Here is a 23,061-nt window from a genome sequence, read left to right as displayed (position 1 = left end):
TCACCGCGACGGCGGCACCGTCTCGATCAGCTTGCCGGAAAAAACGATCGGCCCGGTCGCCTGCCCGGTCGGCGACCCGCCCTCGGGCTCGACCGTGACGGCGTAGGTCGCGCGACTCACGGTGTCGGCGTCGTAGGACGAGAGAACGGGACGGCTGGTGAAGTCGCTGCCACCGATCACGCCGAGCGAGCGCGGCTTCTGCAGCTTGTCGGACACGAGCCACAGCTCGAAGCTCTTGCCCGGCTCCGGCGCAGCGCCGACCCGGCGCACGGTGTAGCTTTTGCTGGCAGCATCGACGGTCAAGATGAACGCCGGCGACGCCGCGTCCTTCTGCAGGAGAGCAACGAACTGGGCGGAGGGTTGCGCGACCGGCACCTTGACCTCCACAGTCTGGATCCGCGGCTTCGGCCGCAATGGCTGCGGCAAGAGATCGGGGCGGTAAACCTGGACACCGACCAGCGCGAGCAGCACGGCCGCGAGCGCGGTCATGATGTTGGCGACCGCGCGCAACTGCCGGACCTTGGACGAGAGCCGCACCACATTCGCATCATCGTTCGCGATCTCATGCGCTGCAGACGCGCTGCGCGTCGCGGCGACGGCCGCGACCTCAGGCTCGGGCGCCTCGACCGGGGCCGCTTCGATCGGCAGGGCTTCCGCCGCGACAGGCGAACCCTCGGGAGGCGCAGGGTCACGATGAACAGCAATGACTGGAGCCTCGGCCACCGCCACTGGTTCAGCCGGCGGCGCGCTCTCGGCGAACGCGCGCAACCGCGCGATCTCGGCCTTGATGCGCTCCCACAGCTCGGGGCGCGGCTCGACCAGCCCGACCATCTGGTTGAGCGGACCGAGACGAAATTCCCACGCCTGGACCAGCGTCGCAAATTCCATGTCGACGGCCATCATGGTCTCGACCTGCGCCCGTTCGGCGGCGTCGAGCGTCCCGAGCGCATATTCCGCCGCCAGCGCGATATGGTCTTCGCTATACGCCATCACAGGTCCAGGTCACGTCCTACAAGGTCTCTCGCCGGATCGAACGGCACCTCATCCGAGACCGAGGCATTGGCGGATGTCCATCATGCTCCGCCGCAACCAGGTCTTCACCGTGTTCACCGGCGCCTCGAACTTGGTCGCCAATTGCTCGCGGCTCCAGCCGTTATAGTAGGCAAGCAGCACGAGCTTCTGGCGGTCGGGCTCCAGCTGGCCGACACATTCCAAAAGACGCTTGAGCTCCTCCGACATCTCGCGCCGCGCCAGCGGATCCGGCGTCTCGGCCGCAACCTCGAGCGCGGAGGGCTCATCCTCCAAAGACAACTCACCGCGCTTGCGCACCAGGTCGATGGCGCGGTTGCGGGCGATGGCGGCCATCCAGGTGATCGGGGAAGAAACGGCCGGGTTGAACTGCGCGGCGTTGTTCCAGACCTTCACATAGGTCTCCTGGACGACCTCCTCGGCGAGGTCCTGTCGGTGCAAGATACGGAGCACGACGCCATAGAGTTTCGCGCGCGTCGCCGCGTAGAGGCGCTCGAAGGCGGCCTCGTCCCCCTTGGCAACAGCGGCAAGCAACCAGACCAGCTCTGCCGGCGTCAGCATTCAGCGTCCCCGAAAATCGCCCCACTCCCTCGTTCGAGCCTACGTCCTCCCGTAGCACAAGTCCTGGGCAACTCTCCACCGGGGCGGGCGCGACGAAAAACCCGGACCTCGCGGCCCGGGTTTTCGAAAGCGACAGCCGCGACGGCGACAGGGGCTCAGGCGATGACGCCGAGCCGGGCGCGCATCAGGCCGATAGAGTCCATGTCGGCCTGCTCGCGGGCGCTCTCCTCGGCCTTTTCGCGGGCCTGGTCACGCTCGTCGAGCAGTTCGACCTTCTTCATCTCCTCGAACGCCTCGGACAACGCGGCCTTGGCGTCCTCGAGCTGGGTGCGCAGCTCGTCGGCCGAGCGCGTCAGGTTTTCCCGGCGCTGGATCGCGGCCTTGGCGTAGGTCGGATAGGCAAAATGGGTCGGGTCGTTGATGCCGGCCCGCTCCTGCTCGGTCTGGATCTCCCGCTCGAGCTCGGCCGACATGCGCTGGAAGTCAGCGATCATGCCCTCGATCTGCGTCACCCGGCGGCGTTTCTCATCCACCTGAAACTTCTTCAGACGGATCAGCGTTTCGCGCGACTTCATCGACTCATACTCCCCAGAAGTCCCGTGTACGGCGCGGGACAGGGCCGGCCGCCCTCCCTGGGCTCGCCGACTAGGCTCGTTACATGGAGGGGATGATTACCCGACAAAGTTAGCTTTCCGTTTCCAAGCGCCCCAGGATCTGTTCCAGTTCCCGATACCCGCTTTGCAACGTCGAGACCTCGTCCTTGCGCTGGCGCAGGAACGCCTCCAACGGCTCGTGCAGCCGGATCGCCTCGTCGACCTCCGGACTGGAACCGGCGCGGTAGGCGCCGAGCCGGATCAGCTCCTCCATATCGGCGTAGGTCGCCATCACCTGGCGCGCCCGCATGATGGTCGGCAAGAATACGGGGTCGGCCGATTTCGGCATCGTCCGCGACACGGATTTGAGGACGTTGATCGCCGGATAGCGGCCGCGTTCGGCGATCGAACGTTGCATCACGACGTGGCCGTCGAGAATGCCGCGCACCGCATCCGCCACCGGCTCGTTGTGATCGTCGCCATCGACCAGCACCGTGAAAATCCCGGTGATGGTGCCGTCGCCGCTGCCCGGCCCCGCCCTCTCCAGCAGTTTCGGCAGCTCGGTGAACACGGTGGGCGTGTAGCCCTTGGCAGTCGGCGGCTCGCCAGCCGACAGCCCGATCTCGCGCTGCGCCATCGCAAAGCGCGTCACAGAGTCCATTAGACAAAGGACATCCTTGCCCTCGTCGCGGAAATATTCGGAGATCGCGAGCGTCAGATACGCCGCCTGCCTTCGCATCAGCGCCGGCTCGTCGGAGGTCGCGACCACGACGACCGAGCGCGCGAGACCCTCATCGCCGAGATCGTCCTGCAGGAACTCCTGCACCTCGCGGCCGCGCTCGCCGATCAGTCCGATCACCGACACCGCCGCATCGACGTTGCGCGCCAGCATCGACAGCAGCACGGATTTGCCGACGCCCGAGCCGGCGAAGATGCCGAGCCGCTGGCCGCGGCAACAGGTGAGAAAGGTGTTCAATGCGCGGACGCCGAGATCGAGCGGCGAGCCGACGCGCCTGCGCGAATGCGCCGGCGGCGGATTGTTCCGATAAGGAACCGGCGAGGCGCCCTGCGGCAGCGGCCCCTTGCCGTCGATCGGCTCGCCCATCGCATTGATGACGCGGCCGAGCCAGGCCGGCGACGGCCGCACCTGGTTGGCCGCATTGGCGATCACGGCGCGGCAGCCGCGGCGCACGCCCTCCAGCCCGGCGAACGGCATCACCACGGCATTCTTGCCGGAGAAACCGATCACTTCGGCAGGGATGTAATTGTTGCCGGTCTCGATCACGATGCGCGCGCCGACCGACATCGCATGAATCGGCCCGGCGATCTCCACCATGAGTCCCTTCACGCCGACGACACGCCCATAGGTGTTCACGGCGTCGATGTCGCTGATCTGCTCGGCCAGGGCCTTCATTGCCAAAGCGCCTTCATCGCGAGAGAAAGTTCATTGCGCCAGAGCCTTCATTGCGAAAACCTTAAGTAGGGGCAGATTCGCGTCGTCGGTTTAACTCTGTGTTTACTCGCATCATTAATCATTACGTCATGGTCTGGAGTGACTGACGTGCTTCGCTTTGCCGCCTTCGAAAAGCGGTGAGATCCGAGAGTCGGTTAGGTCCATCTCTTAACATGGAGCTTGAACGAGGACGGCTAAGAAAAACTGCCTTATCGCAACACCTTACGGCGATTCGATAAAAATTGCACGGATAGAGCTTGCGGAGGGGAATCAGGATTTGTTAACCATCTCTCGTCAGGATCCGAATCAGTTGTTCAAAGGCGTTTTGAGTGCCGCGATGGCGGCCGACCTGACGCCCGGAGCGGCGACTATGGGGAACTGGCATGCGCGTTTTGCTGATTGAGGATGACAGCGCCGTCGCGCAGTCGATCGAGCTGATGTTGAAGTCTGAGAGCTTCAACGTCTACACGACTGACCTTGGCGAAGAAGGCGTCGACCTCGGCAAGTTGTACGATTACGACATCATCCTTCTCGACCTCAATCTGCCCGACATGTCCGGTTACGACGTGCTCAAGCAGCTGCGCGTCTCGAAGATCAAGACGCCGATCCTGATCCTCTCCGGCCTCGCCGGGATCGAGGACAAGGTCAAGGGTCTCGGCTTCGGCGCCGACGACTACATGACCAAGCCGTTCCACAAGGACGAGCTGATCGCCCGCATCCACGCGATCGTCCGCCGTTCCAAGGGCCACGCCCAGTCGGTCATCCAGACCGGCGACCTCGTCGTCAACCTGGACACCAAGACGGTGGAGGTCGGCGGCCAGCGCGTGCACCTGACCGGCAAGGAATACCAGATGCTGGAGCTGCTCTCGCTCCGCAAGGGCACCACGCTCACCAAGGAGATGTTCCTCAACCATCTCTACGGCGGCATGGACGAGCCCGAGCTGAAGATCATCGACGTCTTCATCTGCAAGCTGCGCAAGAAGCTCGCCAACGCCTCCGAAGGCCGCAACTTCATCGAGACCGTCTGGGGCCGCGGCTACGTGCTGCGCGAGCCGCACGACATGGACGAGCGCATCCCCGCCTGATCTTTCACTGGGTACTCCGGCAGGCCTCACCGGCTTGCTCCTCCCAGACTGGGCCCCGCCGCAAATGGCGGGGTTTTTGTTTGTGGGGGGTGTGATTGCTGTGGGGCCGGTGCTTGTTTGCTCGGAGCCTTGGGGGCGCTCGACCCAAACTCTCGCGACCCGATCAGTGCGCTCCCCTCCCCCTTGCGGGGAGGGGTCGGGGGTGGGGGTCCACGGAAATGGACTTCATGGAAGCCACCCCACCGACAGCTGATTAGTCATCCCTACAGCGCACACGCCGCTCGTGCCTGCATGCGCCACAAACTTCGTTCGGAGCAAGAAACCCCCACCCCCAACCCCTCCCCGCAAGGGGGAGGGGAGCCCACCGCTTCTGCCGCGCCTACGCGCCTCAAACCCCGAACTCCCAAACACGACCACCCTCGCCTTCCAGCAATGCGAGCACGAAGCTCGATAGAGCCTCGACCGCGATCCACGCCCCGCGCTTCAAACCTTCCGTCATCCCAAGCTTTCGCGATCTCGCGGCGCCCAGCGCCCGAGCTATGCATCCATCTCACCGCCCTCCTCTCACTGAGGGCGCAGGGAAGGCCGGGCGCTGGCCGCGCTCGTGGCCCGCCTGCAAAAGATAAGCAGGCGGCAGTCACCACAGGTCTGGCCGAAACACCCGGCCCTCCCTGCGCGATGGTTTTACGATTTATACGCGATCTCCCTGGGGACCGGCTGTCTTGCCCCCATCACCCGCAGGCAGCTCATCAGCAACGCCCACAAGCTTGACCTCAGCACCGGGAGGCCAGGACCGCGCGACTTCGCCGTGCGCCGGGGATCGTTCGTCGGCACGGCCAAGCCATGCTGCAACCCCATAGCGTCCATCGCATCCCACACCCGACGTCCGTGACGACCGCGAAGCGTCCCCTCGTTGGGGCGGGACGGCGCGCAGTAAAGCATATTTTTCGGAAAAACAAAATAGAATTTCGATAAACAGAAAGCATAATTCTTCCAGGCGTTCGAACGGCCACCGTCAAGGCTTGCGTTCCCGATCGAGACCCTGTCGAACGCTCCTGTTTCGGATCGGCGATCTGCCATGTGCGGCTTCGCGCAAGTCACCTGCGATGCCCATGCGGCGCAGAGTTCGGTCCCAATTCCGATCACCACGCTCGGCGGGGTGGTGTCGACCAGTTGCCAGAACGTGCTGAGCGGGGATCGGCTTCTGGTCGTCATGACGACCGGCGTTTCGCAAGTCGAAGTCGATAGCGGTACGGTGAAGGCATCGGTCAAACCCGTCGTCAGTGGCATGCTGCGGAGCGACATCGGCTCCGCCGGGCACCGCGCCAAAGCCGAAGAAATGATGCCAAAAGTCGTGCGGACCGTGACGTCGCACCCGCTTTTAGTACCTTGAGTTGCATCAAAGACGGTCAGCAAGTTCCGTGGCAGGCTACCATTGACGGCGTATCCGTCATCGATGGTCCTTCAACGTGAGGAGTTCACTATGGCTAGAAGCATTGCTGTTGGTCTTGTTATTCTCGCCGTCTCTACATCTGCGGCCTTGGCCGGACATCGTACTCATCATGCAAGAGGTACTCATGCAAAAGCCAGTGCGGCTCAGCAGGTCGGGGCGGGCAAAAGTGATCGCGACCAATATGGAAATATGCAGGTCAATCCCGGAACTCCGGGCCTGAGCGGCAGCAACGCTGACCTACATGCAAAAACGCATCGCGATTCCGGCTACAGGCCGAAGAGTGACTACAATGCAGACGGGACCATGCGGGTTGATAGCGGAACTCCGGGCGCAAGCGGCAGCAACGCTGCCCTACATCGTAGAACGCACCGCGATTCCGGTTACAATCCCAAGAGTGATTACAACGCGGACGGGACCCTGCGGGTGCATCATTAGTCGTTTCTTGCGACCACGTGATGAGCCCGGAGCGTTCCGCGCACCGGGCTTTCACGTCCACGAAAACTAGCTGTCCTTGCATTGACCGACAGCGATTTCATGTCGGCTGTTCTGTAACGGCGGGCCCATGAGTCTGGCCGGTCGCGCTGGCGGCACCGTACGCGCGGACGCCATGTAGGAGCTAGTCGCGGAGATACTGTTCCTGCTGTCGCCCGAGGCGTCGAACCTGACCGGCGCATTCTACGCGACGGACGGCGGATGGACGGCCTATTGAACCCGCTTCCAGTCCGCTGAGGACTGGAACGATCGTTCACCCACGATCAGCTTCGAGCAAAGAGACGAGATCATGATGCGATCCCGCGGACCCACATCATGATCAGGGTCTCGGAAGAGCCGCGGACCTAGCGGCACTCCTTGTCTGACGGTTGTTCACAGGAGCGATATCGCAATTGGCCTTCATTGCGAAGGGCGAAGCGACGACGCAATCCAGAGTCGCGAGCTCGACTCTGGATTGCTTCGCTGCGCTCGCAATAACGGATGGGAAGAGCGTGCTTAGGCCACTCAGGCCACTGCACCCGGCTTGCCGCGCGTAACGTAGCGGCCGTCGCCCTTGGCGCCGACCAGCTGGCCGTCGCGCACGACGAATTTTCCGCGCAGCATCGTCGCGACCGGCCAGCCGGTGATCTCGATGCCTTCATAGGGCGTGTAGTCGGAGCCGTGGTGCAGGCCGGACTGGCTGATCTTGGCCGTCTTGGTCGGGTCCCACAGCGCGATGTCGGCATCGTAGCCGATCGCGATGGAGCCCTTAGCCCTCAGCCCATACGTCCTGGCGTGGTTGGTGGCGGTGAAGGCGACGAACTGGTTCAGGGTGATGCGGCCCTTGTTGACGCCTTCGGAGAACAGGATCGGCAGCCGCGTCTCGACGCCGGGGATGCCGTTCGGCACCCAGCGAAAGCTGGTGCGGCCCTTCGGCGTCAGCTTGCCGGCCTCGTCGTCATAGCGGAACGGGCAGTGATCCGACGAGAACAGCGAGAACACGCCCTGCTGCAGGCCCTCCCAGCACGCCTCCTGGCTGGCCTTGTCACGCGGCGGCGGCGAGCAGACATATTTGGCGCCTTCCATGTTGAGGCCCTGCATGTCCTCTTCGGTCAGCACCAGATATTGCGGGCAGGTCTCGCCGTGGATCTTCAGGCCGCGCGCCTGCGCGCGGCGGATCTCCTCCATCGCCTCGCGGTTGGAGACGTGGACGATGACGATCGGCACGTCGATCAGCTCGGCCAGCGAGATCGCGCGATGGGTCGCCTCGCGCTCGACCGGAATCGGCCGCGACTTGCCGTGATAATACGGCGCGATGTGGCCGGCGCGCTCCAGGCGGTCGGTGAGGAAGCGGATGGCGTCGTAGTTTTCGGCGTGAATCTGCACCAAGGCCCCGCGTTCGCGCGCGACCTGCAGCACGCCCAAAATCTCGTAGTCGCTGAGCGCGAGGCCCTCATAGGTCATGAAGATCTTCAGCGACGAATAACCGTCGGCGACCAGCGCCGGCAGCTCCTGGCCGAGCACCGCGTCGGTGGGATCGGCGATGATGAGGTGGAAGGAGTGGTCGACGTAGCAGGTGTTGTCGGCGAGGGCGTGATAGTCCTTCAGCGCCGCGCGCAGCGGCTGGCCCTTCTCCTGCAGGCAATACGGCATCACGAAGGTGTTGCCGCCGAACGCCGCGGCGCGCGTCGCACTCTCGAAATCGTCGGCCATGACGATGCCGGGGCCGGAGGGCTGGCTGATATGGACATGGCTGTCGATGCCGCCCGGCAGCACCAGCAGGCCCGTGGCATCGACGATCTCGTCGGCATCGGTGATGGCCTCGCCGATCGCGACGATGCGGCCGCTCTTGATGGCGACATCGGCCTTGAACATATCGCACGCGGTGGCGACGGTGCCGTTGCGGATGGCGGTGTCGAATGCAGCCATGTGACGTCCTTCTCAGGCGAAGTTCTTGAACAGCGAGCCCCAGCCGGTCACGGCGGCCGGATCGACGCCGGCGACCTTCAGGCTCTTCCATACCACGGTGGCGATGGTGTCGAGAATTGGAATGCCCGTCTCCTGCTCCATCCTGTCGACCAGCGGCGCGGCGCGCAGGTTGGTGCAGACGACGGCGATCGCATCGGGTTTCTCGGCCGCGACCTCGCGGATCATGCGCTCGAGCTGCGCCTCGGTGACCTCGGCGAAGGAGAAATTGTCCTGCAGGCCGAGATGGCGGTCGCCGCCGCAACCGATGCTGAGCGTCTCGTAGTTGGCGATGATCCGCGCCTGCACGTCGTCGCGATAGGGTGTGACATAGCCGAGCCGCTTCACGCCGGATCTCGTCAGAATCTCGTTCAGCGCCAGCATCGAGGTGGTCGCGGGAATGCCGGTCGCCGCGGTGATCTGCTCGCACAGCTTGACGTCGGCCTCGAAGCCGAGCCAGCCCGAGGAGGTGCCGTTCCAGCCGATCACGTCGACCCTGGCATGCGCGAGCAATTCTGCCGCGCGCAGGATGTTCGATGTGTCGAACTGCGCCAGCGCGTCGGTCGACAACGCGATCTCAGTGACCTTGAAGCGCGAGAAATGCGCTGACACGTTCGGCAGCCCGGCGACCATGGCCGAGGTGATCGGCTCCAGCGCGGTGTTCGACGACGGCGTCAGCATGCCGAGGAGAGTGCGTTTGGTCATTGGTGGTTTGCCTCTCTCGGCGCGGGCAGTTGGAGGTGGTCGGCGGGAAGACCTCTCCCGCTTGCGGGGGAGGTCGGATCGCATCGCAGATGCGATCCGGGTGGGGGAACTCTCTCCTCACGGGCAGCGTGCCGTGGAGCGCCCCCACCCCAGCCCTCCCCCGCAAGCGGGAGAGGGGGCGCACTGCGCATATCGAGCTGTCTCGGCTTCAACATGCATCGTTTGTGCGGGAGCAATCGGGCCATCCTCACACCCGCTCCCCCTGCTCCGCCCGCTCGCCGCGCAGCAGCGCCAGGATGTGGCGCTTCAGCGCGTTGAACTGCGGCGAGGTAATATCCCGTGGACGCGGCAGGTCGATCGGGATGATCTCGACGAGGCGGCCGGGACGTGCGCTCATCACCGCGACATGGGTGCCGAGCGTCAGCGCCTCGTCGATGCCGTGGGTGACGAACACGATCGTGCCCTGGTGCTGCTGCCAGATCCTGACAAGCTCGGTCTGCATGTCCATGCGGGTCTGCTCGTCGAGCGCGCCGAACGGCTCGTCCATCAGAATCACTTGAGGATTCATCAGCAGCGCCCGCGCGATGCCGACGCGCTGGTTCATGCCGCCCGACAGCTCCGACGGATAGTGGTTCTCGAAGCCGGTCAGCCCGACCATGTCGATATAGACCTGCGCCCGCGCGCGGCGCTCGGCCTTCTGGCCGCCGCCTAGCAGCAGATGAAAGGCGACGTTCTCCCACACCGGCAGCCACGGCATCAGATTGGCGTGCTGGAAGACGACGCCGCGATCGGCGCCGGGCGCCGTCACCGTCTCGCCGTCGACGGCGATGCGGCCCGCGCTCGGCTGCTCGAATCCGGCGATCATGTTGAGAAGGGTCGACTTACCGCAGCCGGACGGGCCGAGCAGGCAGACGAACTCGTTGCGCGCGATGCTGAGGCTGATGTCGGCGAGCGCCGTCACCTCGGCGTTGCGCTTCCTGTCGGTGAAGATCTTGGAGACGCTGGCGATCTCGATCGCGACCATGCTCATTCCCCGCCGCCCAAGGTGGTGTTGCGCTGCCAGTGCAGCACGCGCGCCATCACGAAGCGAATGGCGAGATCGCTGCAGAAGCCGAGCAGGCCGATGCTCGCCATCGCCGCCAGCACCAGATCGTAACGCAGGAAGTAGTAGGAATCCCACAGCACGTAGCCGAGCCCGCTCTTCACCGCGACCATCTCGGCCGTCACGGTGAGCATCCAGGCCGAGCCGATGCCGATGCGAAGCCCGGCAAAGATGCTCGGCATCGCCGCGGGCACGACGATGTAGCGCAACAGCTTGCGCTCGCTGCCGCCGACCATGGCGCCGGCGCGAATGAGATTGCGGTCGCAGGTCTTCACGCCGTGGATGGTGTTGAGCAGGATCGGGAAGAAGGCGCCGAGAAACACCAGGAAGATCGCCGGCTTGTTGGCGATGCCGAACCAGATGATGGCGAGCGGGATCCACGACACCGGCGGGATCGGCCTGAGCATCTGCAAGGTCGGCTCGATCACGATCTCGGTCTTGCGCGACCAGCCGATCGCGACCCCGAGGCCGACGCCGAGCAAAGTGGCGATGGCAAAGCCCGCCGCGACGCGCGACAGGCTCGCCAGCATGTCGGCGAGCCAATGCGCGCTGTAGGTCTGGGTGTTGCCGTCGGTGCCGACCAGCCAGTCCGCCCACGCCCACAGCACCGTCGACGGCGCCGGCAGCAGCGCCGCCGGCAGCGCGCCGGAGCGCGAGAACGCCTCCCAGCCCGCGAGCACCAGCACGGGCACGATGGTGCGGTCGAGCTTCCTGAGCTGGGCGAGCGCGGCCATCTCAGTAGCCGAGCTCGCTCTTCGGCTTGCCGGTCGCCGCTTCCAGGAAGCGGTAGTCGAGGTTCTTCTCGACCGCCGCCGAGACGTCCGAGTTGATGTATTTGAGGTCGCGCATCATCGTGGCGATGGCGAGCGCGGAAGCGCGGTACATCTTCGGATCGGGATCGAGATTCTCGACCGCGCCGGTGGCGATCGCCTTGTCCAGGCCGGTGATCTTGGAGATCACCTCGATCAGCGCCGGCTTGTCGGCCGCGATGTGCGCGTCGACCTTCACGACCGCGCGCACCACGCCCTCCAGCGCCTTCGGGTTGGATGCGATGACGTCGGAGCGGGTCAGGATCAGATTGGTCAGCTTGCCGGCGGCCTGGTCATAGGGGAAGCCGAAGAACTTCGCCGCCTTGGCCTGCATGATCTGGGTCGCGAACGGCTCGACGGTGCAGATCAGCTCGACCTCGCCACGGCGCAGCGCCTGCAGATGATCCGACGGGTTCGGGATGTTGATGAACTGCACGTCCTTATTGATGTCGATGCCCTGCTTGGCGAAGGCACCGCGCATGTGAATGTCCTGCGCATTACCGCGCGAGGCGGCGACGCGGAACGGCTTGCCGTCGGCCTTGAACTTGGCGATGACAGCCTTCAGCGCGGTCCAGTCGCCCGGCGCGATCTCAAGATCATTGCCGAGCAGGATCGCCGAGCCGCCATTGACCTGGCCGGAGATGGCGACGACATCGAAGCCTTTGTCGAGCGCGATGGCGTAGTGCAGATAAGTGACTTGCGCGACGTCGATGTTCTTCGACACCAGCGCGGTCAGCGCATCAGTGCCGGTGTTGAAGCTGACGGCGTCGATCGCGACGCCCTCCGCGAATTGCGGCGTCAGCGACATCGGCGTGCAATGCGCGCATTTGGCGTAGCCGAGTTTGATCTTGGCGGCGTCGTCGGCGAAGCTGAGCGAGGGCAGCGCGAGCGCGAGCAGGGCGAGAATGGGCAGCACGAAACGTTTCACATCCATCTCCAGGGCAGGTCGATCCACGGGATTGTCACGGCTTGTCCTCTCATTAGCAAACGACATGCCAACTGGATGCGATATGCAATATTGATTTTATATAATAAAATCAGTATGAAACAGCATATCAAACTTGGAGAACCTGCCTGATCCGCGGGCGCATCGCCCGAATTTCAGGCATCTCGCAGCGGAGCAGCCGCGCCCACATGACCCCACCAGCACCCCGGCCCAGACTGAAGACGCGCTTCAAGCCGGCGCGGCTGAAGCTGTCGTCCGACCACTCCCAGCGGCCGCTCGATCGGCTGTCGCTGCACGATCAGCTCGTCGCCAGGGTGCGCGAGATGATCGTGGACGGCGAGCTCGCCGCCGGCGCTGCCTTGCCCGAGCGCATGCTGTGCGAGACCTTCGGCGTCTCGCGCACGCCGCTGCGCGAGGCCTTCAAGATCCTCGCCGCCGAGGGCCTGATCGAGCTGCGGCCGCATCGCACGCCCGTGGTGACGCCGATCGACGCCCGCGAGATCGCCGAGATCTTCGACGTGATGGTGTCGCTCGATGCCACCGCGGGCCGCGCCGCGGCCGCGCGTGCGACGGCGGACGACCTCGCCAGGCTCGACGCCATGCATGCCGAGCTGGTGGCGCTGCATCGCGTCGCCGAGCGCGCCGCCTATTTCCGGCTCAACCAGCAGATCCATGCCGAGATCACCAAGCTCGCCGGCAACGCCGTGCTGCTCAACATGTGGAGCACCCTGCATGCGAGCGTGTTCCGCGCGCGGGCGGTCGCCAATTACGACGCGCGGCGCTGGGACGAGTCGATCGGCGAGCACGAGGCCTTCATGGCGTTGCTGCGGGCCCGAGACGGCGACGGCTTCGCCGAGGCGCTCTCCGAGCACACCCGCAAGACGGGCGATTCCGTGCTGCAGATGCTGGACCAGGCCAGGCTGGATCCGGCGAAAGACGGATAGACTTTGTTCACGTCGAACCGGGCATGCTGGCATCGCGACAGATGAGAGCTTCCACGCGTCGGGCCTGATCCATGATCCTGCAATCGCTCGCCGGCCTGCCGGCCTTTCTGGTGTACTTCTGTACCGCGCTGGTCGCGGTGACGGCCTACCTGTTCATCTACACCCGCGTCACGCCCTACAATGAATTCCAGCTGATCCGGGACAACCATCCGTCGGCTGCGATCGCGCTCGGCCTCAGCCTGCTCGGCTTCACCCTGCCGCTGGTCAGCGCCATCGCCCATTCCGCCAACGTGCTTGACTGCCTGATCTGGGCGCTGGTCGCGCTGATCGTCCAGGTGATCGTCTATTACCTCGTGCGCATCCCGGTGCCGGATCTCGCCCAGCGCATCGTCGCCGGCGAGCTGGCCTCCGCAATCTGGCTCGGTCTCGCGTCGCTCTCCGCCGGCGCACTCAACGCCGCCTCGATGATCATCTGACCATGTCCAAGCAACGCCGCGAATTCGGCAAGCGCCGGCCGATGCCGCCCCCGCCCGCGACGCCGCCGGTGAAGCGCTCCGGCCACGTCGCGCTGCTGCTGATGGGCACGCTCGCCGTCGGCAGCACCGCCTATGCGCTGATGCCGCGGCAGCAGAGCTGCCCGCAGCAGGGCACCGAGACGCCGACGATGGCCGGCCAGCCGCAGACGAGCGAATGCACGACGCGCCGCTCGAGCGGCGGTGGCGGCGGCAGCGGCTCCGGTCGCTGGGGATTTTCCAGCGGCGACAGCGATTCCAGAAGCAGCGGCTCGAGCCATGTCGCCGAGGCGTCCTCCGCGCATGTCTCGCGCGGCGGCTTCGGCTCGTTCGGACACGGCTTCGGAGGCGGCGGCTGATTTTCGTCGCGCCGGCGCCGTGAAAACACCGCGTTTGTGATGTTTCCTTGGATTCGGATCTTTGACACAGACTCAAAATCATAAAAAACTGGCCTACCGACTCATCGGAAGCGATCCGATGCAACGTCCGCACCCTAGGGTGCCGACGACTATGACGGCTGCGGTGGCCGCCGCCACCTCGCCGCGCTTTGGTAGCAAACAATCGTACGGTGCCGGGCGCGAGCTTGCGCCTGGACCGCGCGGACGACGTCATGGCCGCATCAGCGATGAGGGCCTCGGCTGTGCTGCGCCCCGTTGCCACGGGCACGGCATGATCGCCGCTGCGTTAGGCTGACGCCGATGCAGCGCATCCCATGCCCCGAGCGTGACGACTGGCGCGAGACCGCGGCACGATGCGGATTCGCCTTCTACGAACTCGACGGCGAGCGCTATTGGGACGAGCGCGCCTACTACGCGTTCACGATCGCCGAGATCGAGCTCGGCATCGAGGAGCCGACGGCCGAGCTCGAGCAGATGTGCCTCGCGCTGGTCGCACGCGTCATCGGCGACGAGGCGCTGCTGCGCCGGCTGAAGATCCCGCAAGCGGTCTGGCCGCTGCTGGCGGAGAGCTGGCAGCGAAGGGACGGCAGCCTCTACGGACGGTTCGACCTCAGCTATCAGGGCGGCCGCGCGCCGGCGAAGCTGCTCGAATACAACGCGGACACGCCGACCTCGATCTTCGAGGCTGCGGTGTTCCAATGGACCTGGCTGGAGCAGGCGATCGAACGTCGCATCCTGCCGGGGCGTGCGGACCAGTACAACTCGATCCATGAGCGCCTGATCGAGCGCTGGCGCGCCCTCGGCAGGCAGCGCCGCGTGCATCTGGCCGGCCTCACCGGCAACGCCGAGGACGCCGCGACCCTGGCCTATCTGGCCGACACGGCAGCCCAAGCGGGCCTGTCGACAACCATCCTTGATGTCGCCGACATCGGCTGGCGCGAGACCGGCGGCGGCTTCGTCGATCTCGACGACGGCGACATCGCGCTCGCCTTCAAGCTCTATCCCTGGGAATGGATGTTCCGCGATGCGTTCGGCGCCAAGCTCGCGCAAGCGCCGACGCAATGGATCGAGCCGCCCTGGAAGGCCATCCTGTCCAACAAGGGCATCCTGCCGCTGCTCTGGCAGATGCACGAAGGCCATCCGAACCTGCTGCCGGCCTATTTCGAGGACGATCCGAAAGCCGCCAGCCTCGGCTCGAGCTTCGTGCGCAAGCCGATCTACTCGCGCGAGGGCGCCAATGTCAGCCTAGTGTCCGACGGCGTCGCCGTCTCCGTGCAGGACGGGCCCTACGGCGCCGAGGGCTACATCCGCCAGGCGGTGGCGCCGCTGCCGGATTTCGGCGGCGCGTTCCCGGTGATCGGCAGCTGGCTCGTCGACCACGAGCCATGCGGCCTGTCGATCCGCGAGGACACGAGCCCGATCACCGGCAACCGCTCGCGCTTTTTGCCGCATGCAATCCTGTAGGATCTTGACGACAGCCAGCGAAAGCGCCTCGACACGCGGTTCCGGAGCACTAGATAGGACCGAGGGGAATTCCCTGCCGGATCGGCGCGCATAGTCGGGATGAGGCATGGCGACGGACAACTCCGAACTCGAAGGCCTGCGGATCCTGGTCGCCGAGGACGAGGGCCTGATTGCGCTCGAGCTGAAGATCGTCACTACCTCGGGCCATGACGATGCGACGCTGTTTCCGCCGGATATCCGCGGCCTGCCCCGGCTCGCCAAGCCGTTCGACAAGCCGTTCGACAAGCGCGCGCTGCGCGCGATGTGCGAGGCCACGTTCGTTCGGCATCAGCGCAACTCATAAGGCTTCGCTCGGGCCCGGCACATCCGGAGGCATCGCGTGTCCATCATCGAAGATACCGCGGCCTACGAGGCCTGGCTTCGCAGCCAATGCGCAGTGGTCGAGGACGACCTCCTCACCAAGCACGAGCGGATGCGAAAGAGCCCCTTCATCTTCCTGCGGGCGACGTACTACCGCTGGGCGCGGCGCATCGCCGAGACCAGCCCCGAGCTCACCGACGCACCAGCTGCGCTCTGCGTCGGCGACATCCATCTGGAGAATTTCGGCACGTGGCGCGACGCCGACGGGCGCTGGGTGTGGGGCGTCAATGATTTCGACGAGGCCGCGGTGATGCCCTACGTCCTCGATCTGGTCCGACTCACGACCAGCGTCGAGCTCGCGCCGAAAATGGAGATCGGCAACCGCGATGCGGCAGACGCGATCCTGGAAGGCTATCGCCACGGACTTCAAAGGCCAGGGCCGGCGCTGCTCGACGACCATGAGATGTGGATCCGCTCCTACGTCAAATGCTCGGATCAGTGCCGGCGAAAATTCTGGGACGAGATCGACGGATTGGCGCCGGCGGATGCAATTCCTTCCGCCGTCCATAAGTTGCTCCTCGGCAGCCTTCCCGGGACAGGCGAGACGCCGAGATTCTTCCGCCGCGCCGCGGGCGGCGGCAGCCTGGGACGTCCACGCTTCGTCGTCGTCGCAACATGGCGCGGCGGCCGTGTCGTGCGCGAAGCGAAGGCGTTGGTCCCTTCGGCCTGGACCTGGGCGAAGGACAAGCCGCAACGGAAGCCGGCGCCTCAGCACAGGTTCATTGAACTCTCGAATGGAGCCCATCGCGCGCCCGATCCATTCCTCCGCGTTTACCGGACCGACGAGGGGGACTACGTCGTTCGGCGATTGTCGGCCGATGCGCGCAAGATCGACCTCGGCAAGGAGGCCGGCGCCGACCTCAAGCTCGTCCTTCTGCGCGGCATGGGCGCGGAGCTCGCCTCCGTCCATGCGGCTGACGGTCGCGTCAGCAGCACCATCGCGGCGGATCTCAGGAAACGCGGTTCGGGCTGGCTGCGCAGAGCTTCCCGCGCCGCACGCGAGGCGACGGAGAGGGACTACGACGTGTGGTGCCGACGGGCCTGAGTTCAGCGCTCGACGTGAGGGCCGATACGGCGAGGACGAGGAAGCACCGACCGGAGCGCGACCTTCACCACGCACCGGTCAGTCCGGCCGCGCGGCCGACGCCGGCGGTTCCGACGATGTCTCCGCGCCCAGCGCAAACGTCAGCGAGCCGCGACCACCTTGAGGCCGGGCAGCAGCGCAGCGCCACCGCGCGGACTGCGCACCGGATTGATCTGGTACAGACCCCGCCGCTCCTGGTTGGGCCTGAACGCGTCGGTGATGCCGACGACCGATTCGGCGGCTCCCAGCAACAGCGTGCCGTCCGGCTCCATCACCTTGGCCATCCGCTCGAAGATCGAGGCCTTGGTCTCCTGGTCGAAATAGATCAGCACGTTGCGGCAGAAGATGACATCGAACTTGCCGAGATGCGAGAAGTCCTGCAGCAGATTGAGCTGGCGATGCTGGACCATGCCGCGGATGTCGGCGCTGAGCTGCCAGAGCTCGCCGAGCTGCGTGAAATATTTCACCAGCAGCTGGATCGGCAATCCACGCTGCACCTCGAACTGGCTATAGAGGCCGGCCTTCGATTTCTCCAGCACCTCCTGCGACAGGTCGGTGGCAATGATCTCGATGCGCCAGCCCGCCAGAGCGGGACCGAATTCGCGCAGGCACATCGCGATCGAATACGGCTCCTGTCCGGTCGAGCAGGCGGCCGACCAGATGCGCAGGGAACGACGATTGGCGCGCGACTGGATCAGCGCCGGCAGGATGCCCTCACGGAGATGATCGAACGGAATCTTGTCGCGGAAGAAGAACGTCTCGTTGGTGGTCATCGCCTCGACCACCTGGGTCGTGAGCTGCTCCGCGCCGCTCCTGATCTTCTGCACCAGCTCCGGGATGCCCGGCAGGTTGGCGCGGCGGGCCAGCGGCAGCAACCGGCTTTCGACCAGGTACTGCTTGTCGGCCGACAGGTCGAGGCCGGAGCGATCCTTCAGGACCTTACGCAAGAACTCATAGTCCAGGGGTGTCACGAACGGTCTCCAGCAAACAGACGGACCAGCTTCGGTCCGATCTGGTTCAAGGGAAGGACGGCCGCGCAGATGCCGGCATTGGCGGCTGAGCCCGGCATGCCCCAGACCACGCTGGTCGCCTCGTCCTGCGCGATCACGCTGCCACCGGCGGCGACGATGTCCTTGCCGCCGCGCATGCCGTCGGAACCCATGCCCGTCAGGATCACGGCCAGGGTCGAGCCCTGCCAGACCTCGATCGCCGACATGAACAAGGGATCGACGGCGGGCTTGCAGAAATTGATCGGAGGACCGTTGTCGAGCGCGATCACCACATCGGCGCCATGGCGCGCCACACGCATGTGGCGGCCGCCGGGGGCAAGGTAGATCTGACCCGGCTTCACCACCTCACCGTCGACGGCCTCGTGGGCCGGTCGGCGACTCGAGCGCGCCAGATGCTCGGCGAGGATGGTGGTGAAGGTCGGCGGCATATGCTGGGTGATCAGCACCGGAAAGCGGTCGATCACGGGACCGAGCTCGGTCACCAGCGACATCAGCGCCTGCGGGCCGCCGGTCGACGATCCGATCAGCAGCACCTTCGGCATCTGCGTGCTGAAGGAGCGGCGCGCCAGCTGGGTCGGCACGGCGGGCGCCACGGGGGCGACAATCGACCGCGATGCAAGCGCAGGCCGGAGCCCCTGGACTTGCGGAACGATCGGCGATGCGGCCGGCGCATGCGGAGCAGGAGCGGCGCGGCGCGCCTTGGCGCCAAGATTGCGGATCTTCTGAATCAAATCGTAGTGGAAATTGTCGGCCGCCGAGGCCTCGCGCGTGCTCTCGGGCTTCGGGATGTAGTCGGCCGCGCCGAGCGACAACGCCTTGAAGCTGATCTCCGCGTTGCGGCGGGTCAGCGTCGACGCCATGATGACGGCGAGGTTCTTCTTCTTGGCAAGCAGCTTCGGCAGGGCGGCAATGCCGTCGAGCTCGGGCATCTCGATGTCGAGCACGGCGACGTCGGGATTGACGCGATCGATCTGGTTCACGGCTTCCAGGCCGGTGCGCAGCGACGCCGCCACGACCATGTCGGGCTCAGACGCGATCCAACGCGAGATCATGCCGCGGATGACGACGGAGTCGTCCACGACCATCACCCGGAGAGGTTCCTGCCTGATCGAACTCGGGATCGAAGAACTGGCCAACGCGACGCTCATAGTTCACCAACAGGACAGAGGCACGGGGTGACGGCAAGCCCGGACGACCACGGGACCGCCGCACGCAACGGAGATCAGATCAGCCCGACTTCCTGAAACTTCGCGGTCACGATGTCCTTGTCGAAGGGCTTCATGATGTACTCGTTGGCGCCGGCGTGCAGCGCGCGCGCGATGTGCGCGACATCGTTCTCGGTCGTGCAGAACACCACCTTCGGCGCGTCGCCACCGGGCATGCGCCGGAGATTGCCGAGAAACTCATAGCCGTCCATGACGGGCATGTTCCAGTCGAGCAACACCGCATCGGGAAGGCCCCGCTTGCAGATCTCCAGAGCCTGCTCGCCGTCCTCCGCTTCCACGATCTGGAAATCCAGACCTTCCAGAATGCGTCGCGCCACCTTTCGAATGACGCTGGAATCGTCAACTACCAGACACGTTCTCATATCAGCCTCACGAGGTCAGGATCCAATGCAACGACGCCTGATGCGCCGCCGCCCTCAAATTGCAGTGTTCAGGCCGCCATCTTGTCTGCTGCGAGCTCGAGCACGCGATCGACATCGAGGATGACCATCAGCTGACCGTCGAGGCGGTGCACGCCGCCGGCGAGCTTCGCCATGCGCGGGTCGAGATTGACCGGGTTCTCCTCCCGGCTCTCCTCGGGCAGCCGCAGCACCTCGCCGATCTGATCGATCAGGAGACCATAGGACTCGCCACGCAGATCGACGCCGACCGCCATCGGCGGCTTGCCGTCCTCGGCGCGGGCGAGGCCGAGCCGCGCCCGCATGTCGACGACGGTCACGATGCGGCCGCGCAGGTTGAGGACGCCGGCGATCTCCGCCGACGACAGCGGCACCCGCGTCACCCGCTCCGGCATGAACACGTCCTGCACCCGGGAGATGGGCAGGCCGAACAGCTGGCCGCCGATCATCGCAGTGACGTATTCGACGGCGGCGCCTTCGGTGGTTTCGATCTTGCTGCTCATCGCACGCTGCTCCTGTCCGCTTGCTGTCACGCGGCCCGCCGGTTGGCTTCGGCGCGCGCCCGTTCCTCGATCTGTTCCTTCAGCGCCGCGATCAGGCCGGGCCGGTCGAACTTGGCGATGTAGTCGTAGAGCCCGGCCTGGCGGCCGCGCTCGATCGCCGCCGGCGACACCAGCGACGACACCGCGATGACCGGCATCTGGTTCAGGTTCTGGTCGGCGCGGATCGCCTCGGTGAACTCGAAGCCGTTCATCTCCGGCATCTCGATGTCGGTGACGACGATGTCGAAGCTGTGCCCGGAACGCAGCGTGGCGAGGCCCTCGATCGCCGACGCCGCCGTGCGCACCTTGTAGCCGGCCGACTTCAACACCGGCGCCAGCATGTTGCGGAAGAACGGCGAGTCGTCGACCAAGAGCACCGACTGCGTCTGCGACTCGGTCGCCATCTCCTTGCGGATGAACCAGTCGGCGAACGCCATCGGCAGGAAGTGGCCGACGTCGATCACTTCCGTCGCCTGGCCCTTGATCACCGCCGAGCCGAGGATGCCGTCCTTGGCGCCGGAGACCTGGATGTTGAGCCGCTCCTCGACGATGTCGATGATCTCGTCGACCACGAGGCCCATCGCCCGGGTCTCGTCGGCGAACACCAGGATCGGCTGCGAGCCCGACGTCTGCACCGACACGCCTTCCATCTGCACCAAGGGCATCAGCTGGTCGCGGTACTGCACCATGTAGCGGCCGTTGGAGATCTCGATCTTGTCGGCCGCGATCTCCTCCAGGCGCGTGACCAGCGCCAGCGGCACCGCCTTGGGCTGCGCCGTGCCGGCGCGGAACACCAGCAGCGAGGTGAGCTGCTCGCCACCGATCGCGTGATGCGCGGCGTGTTCGTCGGATACCGCCTGCGAGGCCGAGCCGGCGGCGCCGAGCGCCTTGGCAATGCCGTTCGGATCGATGATCATGATCACGGCGCCGTCGCCCAGGATGGTGTTGCCCGAGAACATGTCGATGTGACGCAGCTTGGTCGACATCGGCTTGACCACGATTTCCTCGGTGTGGAACACGCAGTCGACCACGATGCCGAAGGTCTGGTTGCCGACCTGCGTCACCACGATGAAGCCGTTCTCCGGATCGGTCGACGAGCCGTCGTCGATCTTCAAGAGCTTCTTCAGATGCATCAGCGGCAGCAGCTTGTTGCGCAAGCGCAGCACCGCGGTGTCCTTGATGCGCTCGATGCGGTGCTCGGAGTTGGCGCGCGCGCGCACCAGCTCGACGACCGACAATTGCGGGATCGCGAAGCGGTCGCCACCGGCTTCGACGATCAGCGCCGAGACGATCGCGAGCGTCAGCGGGATCTTGATGGTGACCGAGGTGCCCTCGCCGAGCACCGACTTGATGTCGATGGTGCCGCCGATCTGGTCGATGTTGGTGCGCACCACGTCCATGCCGACGCCGCGGCCCGAGACCGAGGTGACGGCGGCCGCGGTCGAGAAGCCCGGCTCGAAGATGAACTTGTGGATCTGCGCTTCCGTCATCTTCTCGAGCTCGGCCTCGGTGACGAGGCCGTTCGCCAAGGCCTTGGCCTTGATGCGCTCGGTGTTGAGGCCGCGGCCGTTGTCGGCGATGCAGATGATGATGTGGCCGCCTTCATGATAGGCGGACAGCCGGATGGTGCCCTGCTCGGCCTTGCCGGCCGCGGCGCGCTCGGCCATCGTCTCCAGGCCGTGATCGGCGGAGTTGCGCACCATGTGGGTGAGCGGGTCCTTGATCAGGTCGAGCACCTGGCGGTCGAGTTCGGTGTCGGCGCCGTGCATCTCGAGCTCGATCTGCTTGCCGAGCTCGGTGGCGAGGTCGCGGACGATGCGCGGCAGCTTCTGCCAGGCATTGCCGATCGGCTGCATGCGCGTCTTCATGACGCCCTCCTGCAGCTCGGCGGTGACGTTGGACAGCCGCTGCAGCGGCACCTTGAACTCAGTGTCCTCGTTGCGGCGGGCGATCTCGAGCAGCTGGTTGCGGGTCAGCACCAGCTCCGAGACCATCGTCATCAGATGTTCGAGCGTGTCGACGTTGACGCGGATCGACTGGTTGGCGACCTTGTCGTTCTCGTGCACCTCGCCATCGGCATTGGCCTTGGCGCGCGCCGCCTTCTTCGGCGCCTCGGCCTTGGCCTCTGCTTCCGCCTTGGCAGGCCCGGCCTTGGCGACCGGCGCCGGGGCAGCGGCTTTGGGCTCAGGCGCCTTCTCATGCGCGGGCGGCAACTCGATCGCGGTCTCGCGGAAGGCGCGCTCGAGCTCGTCGAGCGACACTTCGCCCGGACGCAGCGGACGCTCCAGCGTCTGGTCGATCAGCGAGCCGTGCGTGACCGCGGGCGCGGCCGGCGCTGCAGGCGCAAGCGGTGGCGCGGTCTCGCCGGCTATCGCGATCGGCTCCGCCGACGCGGCCATTGCCGCCATGCCGCGCTCGACCATGGCTTCGAGCTCGCTGATGAGATCGCGGTCCTCGCCCTCGGGCTCGGCCTCGTTGGCCTCGAGCTGTCCGAGGATGTCCTTGATGCGGTCGATGGTGGTGAGGATCAGCGTCACGGCCTCGCCGGTGACCGGCATGCCGTCGCGGAACTTGCCCATCAGGGTCTCGGCGGCATGCGCCAGCGCTTCGAGCCGCGGCAGGCCGAGGAAGCCGCAGGTCCCCTTGATCGTGTGCACCAGCCGGAAGATGTTATCGAGGATCTTGGCGTTGTTCGGCTCCTGCTCGAACCGCACCAATTGATTATCGACGGTGTCCAGGCTCTCGCTGGTCTCCGTCAGAAACTCACGCAACAGGTCATCCATGAAACTGGCCTTCGCACGCAACGGAACGCGACATGACGCGCCCTTCAAACCGCGGCCAGTTTCGGTGCAAAGCGTTTAATATTAGTTGAGTAAGCGCAAATGAACGGA

Annotated in this window: 22 protein-coding genes; 8 read left to right on the top strand and 14 right to left on the bottom strand. The window is 65.4% G+C overall.

Translation table 11 applies throughout. The annotated features are described in order from the left end of the window. The 4 genes from QX121_RS25815 to fliI all read right to left on the bottom strand — a co-directional run bounded on the left by QX121_RS25815 (position 1) and on the right by fliI (position 3,597). On the bottom strand, positions 1-990 hold the full coding sequence (locus QX121_RS25815; RefSeq protein WP_315813357.1) for an anti-sigma factor domain-containing protein: 990 nt from the start codon (positions 988-990) through the stop codon (positions 1-3). A 51-nt stretch (positions 991-1,041) separates the two neighbouring features. Then, a complete protein-coding gene (locus QX121_RS25810; RefSeq protein ID WP_315714037.1) occupies positions 1,042-1,590 on the bottom strand; it encodes a sigma-70 family RNA polymerase sigma factor in 549 nt (182 codons plus the stop codon). Between the two features lie 155 nt (positions 1,591-1,745). Continuing rightward, positions 1,746-2,165 carry a flagellar export protein FliJ gene (gene fliJ, locus QX121_RS25805; protein WP_315714036.1) on the bottom strand — a complete coding sequence of 140 codons (420 nt, stop codon included), beginning with the start codon at positions 2,163-2,165 and terminating at the stop codon, positions 1,746-1,748. A 109-nt stretch (positions 2,166-2,274) separates the two neighbouring features. Further along, on the bottom strand, positions 2,275-3,597 hold the full coding sequence (gene fliI, locus QX121_RS25800) for a flagellar protein export ATPase FliI (RefSeq protein WP_315734073.1): 1,323 nt from the start codon (positions 3,595-3,597) through the stop codon (positions 2,275-2,277). Positions 3,598-4,019: 422 nt separating this feature from the next. Here fliI and ctrA point away from each other — a divergent pair, with 422 nt between their 5' ends. Together ctrA and QX121_RS31690 are read left to right on the top strand one after the other, a co-directional pair. After that, positions 4,020-4,721: a response regulator transcription factor CtrA gene (gene ctrA, locus QX121_RS25795; protein ID WP_012046382.1), complete on the top strand. Its 702-nt coding sequence runs from the start codon at positions 4,020-4,022 to the stop codon at positions 4,719-4,721. 1,078 nt (positions 4,722-5,799) lie between these two features. Then, positions 5,800-6,114 (top strand): hypothetical protein, encoded by a 315-nt coding sequence (locus QX121_RS31690; protein WP_409999372.1) that lies wholly within the window; start codon positions 5,800-5,802, stop codon positions 6,112-6,114. Between the two features lie 1,056 nt (positions 6,115-7,170). Here the strand turns inward: QX121_RS31690 and hydA are convergent. The 5 genes from hydA to QX121_RS25765 all read right to left on the bottom strand — a co-directional run bounded on the left by hydA (position 7,171) and on the right by QX121_RS25765 (position 12,160). Beyond that, positions 7,171-8,574 carry a dihydropyrimidinase gene (gene hydA, locus QX121_RS25785; RefSeq protein WP_315775341.1) on the bottom strand — a complete coding sequence of 468 codons (1,404 nt, stop codon included), beginning with the start codon at positions 8,572-8,574 and terminating at the stop codon, positions 7,171-7,173. Between the two features lie 12 nt (positions 8,575-8,586). Further along, entirely contained in the window at positions 8,587-9,315 is a 729-nt protein-coding gene (locus tag QX121_RS25780; RefSeq protein WP_315775342.1) for an aspartate/glutamate racemase family protein, read from the bottom strand. A gap of 247 nt (positions 9,316-9,562) precedes the next feature. Beyond that, positions 9,563-10,339 (bottom strand): ABC transporter ATP-binding protein, encoded by a 777-nt coding sequence (locus tag QX121_RS25775; protein ID WP_315775833.1) that lies wholly within the window; start codon positions 10,337-10,339, stop codon positions 9,563-9,565. A 2-nt stretch (positions 10,340-10,341) separates the two neighbouring features. Continuing rightward, a complete protein-coding gene (locus QX121_RS25770) occupies positions 10,342-11,151 on the bottom strand; it encodes an ABC transporter permease (RefSeq protein WP_315734084.1) in 810 nt (269 codons plus the stop codon). 1 nt (position 11,152) lies between these two features. Then, on the bottom strand, positions 11,153-12,160 hold the full coding sequence (locus QX121_RS25765; protein ID WP_315775835.1) for an ABC transporter substrate-binding protein: 1,008 nt from the start codon (positions 12,158-12,160) through the stop codon (positions 11,153-11,155). 200 nt (positions 12,161-12,360) lie between these two features. Between QX121_RS25765 and QX121_RS25760 the strand changes: the two genes are divergently transcribed. From QX121_RS25760 to QX121_RS25735, 6 genes are all read left to right on the top strand, one after another. Continuing rightward, a complete protein-coding gene (locus tag QX121_RS25760; RefSeq protein WP_315775343.1) occupies positions 12,361-13,116 on the top strand; it encodes a GntR family transcriptional regulator in 756 nt (251 codons plus the stop codon). Positions 13,117-13,187: 71 nt separating this feature from the next. Beyond that, positions 13,188-13,592, top strand: a complete 405-nt coding sequence (locus QX121_RS25755; RefSeq protein ID WP_315734089.1) for a DUF350 domain-containing protein — start codon at positions 13,188-13,190, stop codon at positions 13,590-13,592. A 2-nt stretch (positions 13,593-13,594) separates the two neighbouring features. Continuing rightward, complete coding sequence (locus QX121_RS25750) at positions 13,595-13,987, top strand: hypothetical protein (protein WP_315775344.1); 393 nt, start codon at positions 13,595-13,597, stop codon at positions 13,985-13,987. A 339-nt stretch (positions 13,988-14,326) separates the two neighbouring features. After that, on the top strand, positions 14,327-15,490 hold the full coding sequence (locus tag QX121_RS25745) for a glutathionylspermidine synthase family protein (RefSeq protein ID WP_315813356.1): 1,164 nt from the start codon (positions 14,327-14,329) through the stop codon (positions 15,488-15,490). A 106-nt stretch (positions 15,491-15,596) separates the two neighbouring features. Further along, on the top strand, positions 15,597-15,833 hold the full coding sequence (locus QX121_RS25740; protein ID WP_315813355.1) for a hypothetical protein: 237 nt from the start codon (positions 15,597-15,599) through the stop codon (positions 15,831-15,833). A 36-nt stretch (positions 15,834-15,869) separates the two neighbouring features. Then, on the top strand, positions 15,870-16,955 hold the full coding sequence (locus QX121_RS25735) for a DUF2252 family protein (protein ID WP_315813354.1): 1,086 nt from the start codon (positions 15,870-15,872) through the stop codon (positions 16,953-16,955). Positions 16,956-17,095: 140 nt separating this feature from the next. Here QX121_RS25735 and QX121_RS25730 read toward each other — a convergent pair whose 3' ends face one another. The 5 genes from QX121_RS25730 to QX121_RS25710 form a co-directional block, all read right to left on the bottom strand. Beyond that, positions 17,096-17,965, bottom strand: a complete 870-nt coding sequence (locus QX121_RS25730) for a protein-glutamate O-methyltransferase CheR (protein WP_315757406.1) — start codon at positions 17,963-17,965, stop codon at positions 17,096-17,098. After that, on the bottom strand, positions 17,962-19,152 hold the full coding sequence (locus tag QX121_RS25725) for a chemotaxis response regulator protein-glutamate methylesterase (protein ID WP_315813353.1): 1,191 nt from the start codon (positions 19,150-19,152) through the stop codon (positions 17,962-17,964). The genes QX121_RS25730 and QX121_RS25725 overlap by 4 nt, the downstream gene beginning before the upstream one ends. A gap of 74 nt (positions 19,153-19,226) precedes the next feature. Continuing rightward, positions 19,227-19,592, bottom strand: a complete 366-nt coding sequence (locus QX121_RS25720) for a PleD family two-component system response regulator (protein ID WP_006613312.1) — start codon at positions 19,590-19,592, stop codon at positions 19,227-19,229. A gap of 68 nt (positions 19,593-19,660) precedes the next feature. Then, positions 19,661-20,131, bottom strand: a complete 471-nt coding sequence (locus QX121_RS25715) for a chemotaxis protein CheW (RefSeq protein WP_172114528.1) — start codon at positions 20,129-20,131, stop codon at positions 19,661-19,663. 26 nt (positions 20,132-20,157) lie between these two features. Next, positions 20,158-22,953 (bottom strand): hybrid sensor histidine kinase/response regulator, encoded by a 2,796-nt coding sequence (locus tag QX121_RS25710; RefSeq protein WP_315775350.1) that lies wholly within the window; start codon positions 22,951-22,953, stop codon positions 20,158-20,160. Between the last annotated feature and the right edge of the window lie 108 nt (positions 22,954-23,061).

This window comes from Bradyrhizobium sp. SZCCHNR2028, from assembly GCF_032380995.1.
Taxonomy (GTDB): Bacteria; Pseudomonadota; Alphaproteobacteria; order Rhizobiales; family Xanthobacteraceae; genus Bradyrhizobium.
The sequence above is the reverse complement of the archived record's forward strand: the minus strand, read 5'-3'. Positions and strand labels throughout refer to the sequence as shown.

What these genes read in the sequence shown, in the direction of transcription:
- QX121_RS25815 (WP_315813357.1), bottom strand. Translation starts at nt 990, where the DNA reads ATGGCGTATAGCGAAGACCATATCGCGCTGGCGGCGGAATATGCGCTC.
- QX121_RS25810 (WP_315714037.1), bottom strand. Translation starts at nt 1,590, where the DNA reads ATGCTGACGCCGGCAGAGCTGGTCTGGTTGCTTGCCGCTGTTGCCAAG.
- fliJ (WP_315714036.1), bottom strand. Translation starts at nt 2,165, where the DNA reads ATGAAGTCGCGCGAAACGCTGATCCGTCTGAAGAAGTTTCAGGTGGAT.
- fliI (WP_315734073.1), bottom strand. Translation starts at nt 3,597, where the DNA reads ATGAAGGCCCTGGCCGAGCAGATCAGCGACATCGACGCCGTGAACACC.
- ctrA (WP_012046382.1), top strand. Translation starts at nt 4,020, where the DNA reads ATGCGCGTTTTGCTGATTGAGGATGACAGCGCCGTCGCGCAGTCGATC.
- QX121_RS31690 (WP_409999372.1), top strand. Translation starts at nt 5,800, where the DNA reads ATGTGCGGCTTCGCGCAAGTCACCTGCGATGCCCATGCGGCGCAGAGT.
- hydA (WP_315775341.1), bottom strand. Translation starts at nt 8,574, where the DNA reads ATGGCTGCATTCGACACCGCCATCCGCAACGGCACCGTCGCCACCGCG.
- QX121_RS25780 (WP_315775342.1), bottom strand. Translation starts at nt 9,315, where the DNA reads ATGACCAAACGCACTCTCCTCGGCATGCTGACGCCGTCGTCGAACACC.
- QX121_RS25775 (WP_315775833.1), bottom strand. Translation starts at nt 10,339, where the DNA reads ATGGTCGCGATCGAGATCGCCAGCGTCTCCAAGATCTTCACCGACAGG.
- QX121_RS25770 (WP_315734084.1), bottom strand. Translation starts at nt 11,151, where the DNA reads ATGGCCGCGCTCGCCCAGCTCAGGAAGCTCGACCGCACCATCGTGCCC.
- QX121_RS25765 (WP_315775835.1), bottom strand. Translation starts at nt 12,160, where the DNA reads ATGGATGTGAAACGTTTCGTGCTGCCCATTCTCGCCCTGCTCGCGCTC.
- QX121_RS25760 (WP_315775343.1), top strand. Translation starts at nt 12,361, where the DNA reads ATGACCCCACCAGCACCCCGGCCCAGACTGAAGACGCGCTTCAAGCCG.
- QX121_RS25755 (WP_315734089.1), top strand. Translation starts at nt 13,188, where the DNA reads ATGATCCTGCAATCGCTCGCCGGCCTGCCGGCCTTTCTGGTGTACTTC.
- QX121_RS25750 (WP_315775344.1), top strand. Translation starts at nt 13,595, where the DNA reads ATGTCCAAGCAACGCCGCGAATTCGGCAAGCGCCGGCCGATGCCGCCC.
- QX121_RS25745 (WP_315813356.1), top strand. Translation starts at nt 14,327, where the DNA reads ATGCAGCGCATCCCATGCCCCGAGCGTGACGACTGGCGCGAGACCGCG.
- QX121_RS25740 (WP_315813355.1), top strand. Translation starts at nt 15,597, where the DNA reads ATGGCGACGGACAACTCCGAACTCGAAGGCCTGCGGATCCTGGTCGCC.
- QX121_RS25725 (WP_315813353.1), bottom strand. Translation starts at nt 19,152, where the DNA reads ATGAGCGTCGCGTTGGCCAGTTCTTCGATCCCGAGTTCGATCAGGCAG.
- QX121_RS25720 (WP_006613312.1), bottom strand. Translation starts at nt 19,592, where the DNA reads ATGAGAACGTGTCTGGTAGTTGACGATTCCAGCGTCATTCGAAAGGTG.
- QX121_RS25715 (WP_172114528.1), bottom strand. Translation starts at nt 20,131, where the DNA reads ATGAGCAGCAAGATCGAAACCACCGAAGGCGCCGCCGTCGAATACGTC.
- QX121_RS25710 (WP_315775350.1), bottom strand. Translation starts at nt 22,953, where the DNA reads ATGGATGACCTGTTGCGTGAGTTTCTGACGGAGACCAGCGAGAGCCTG.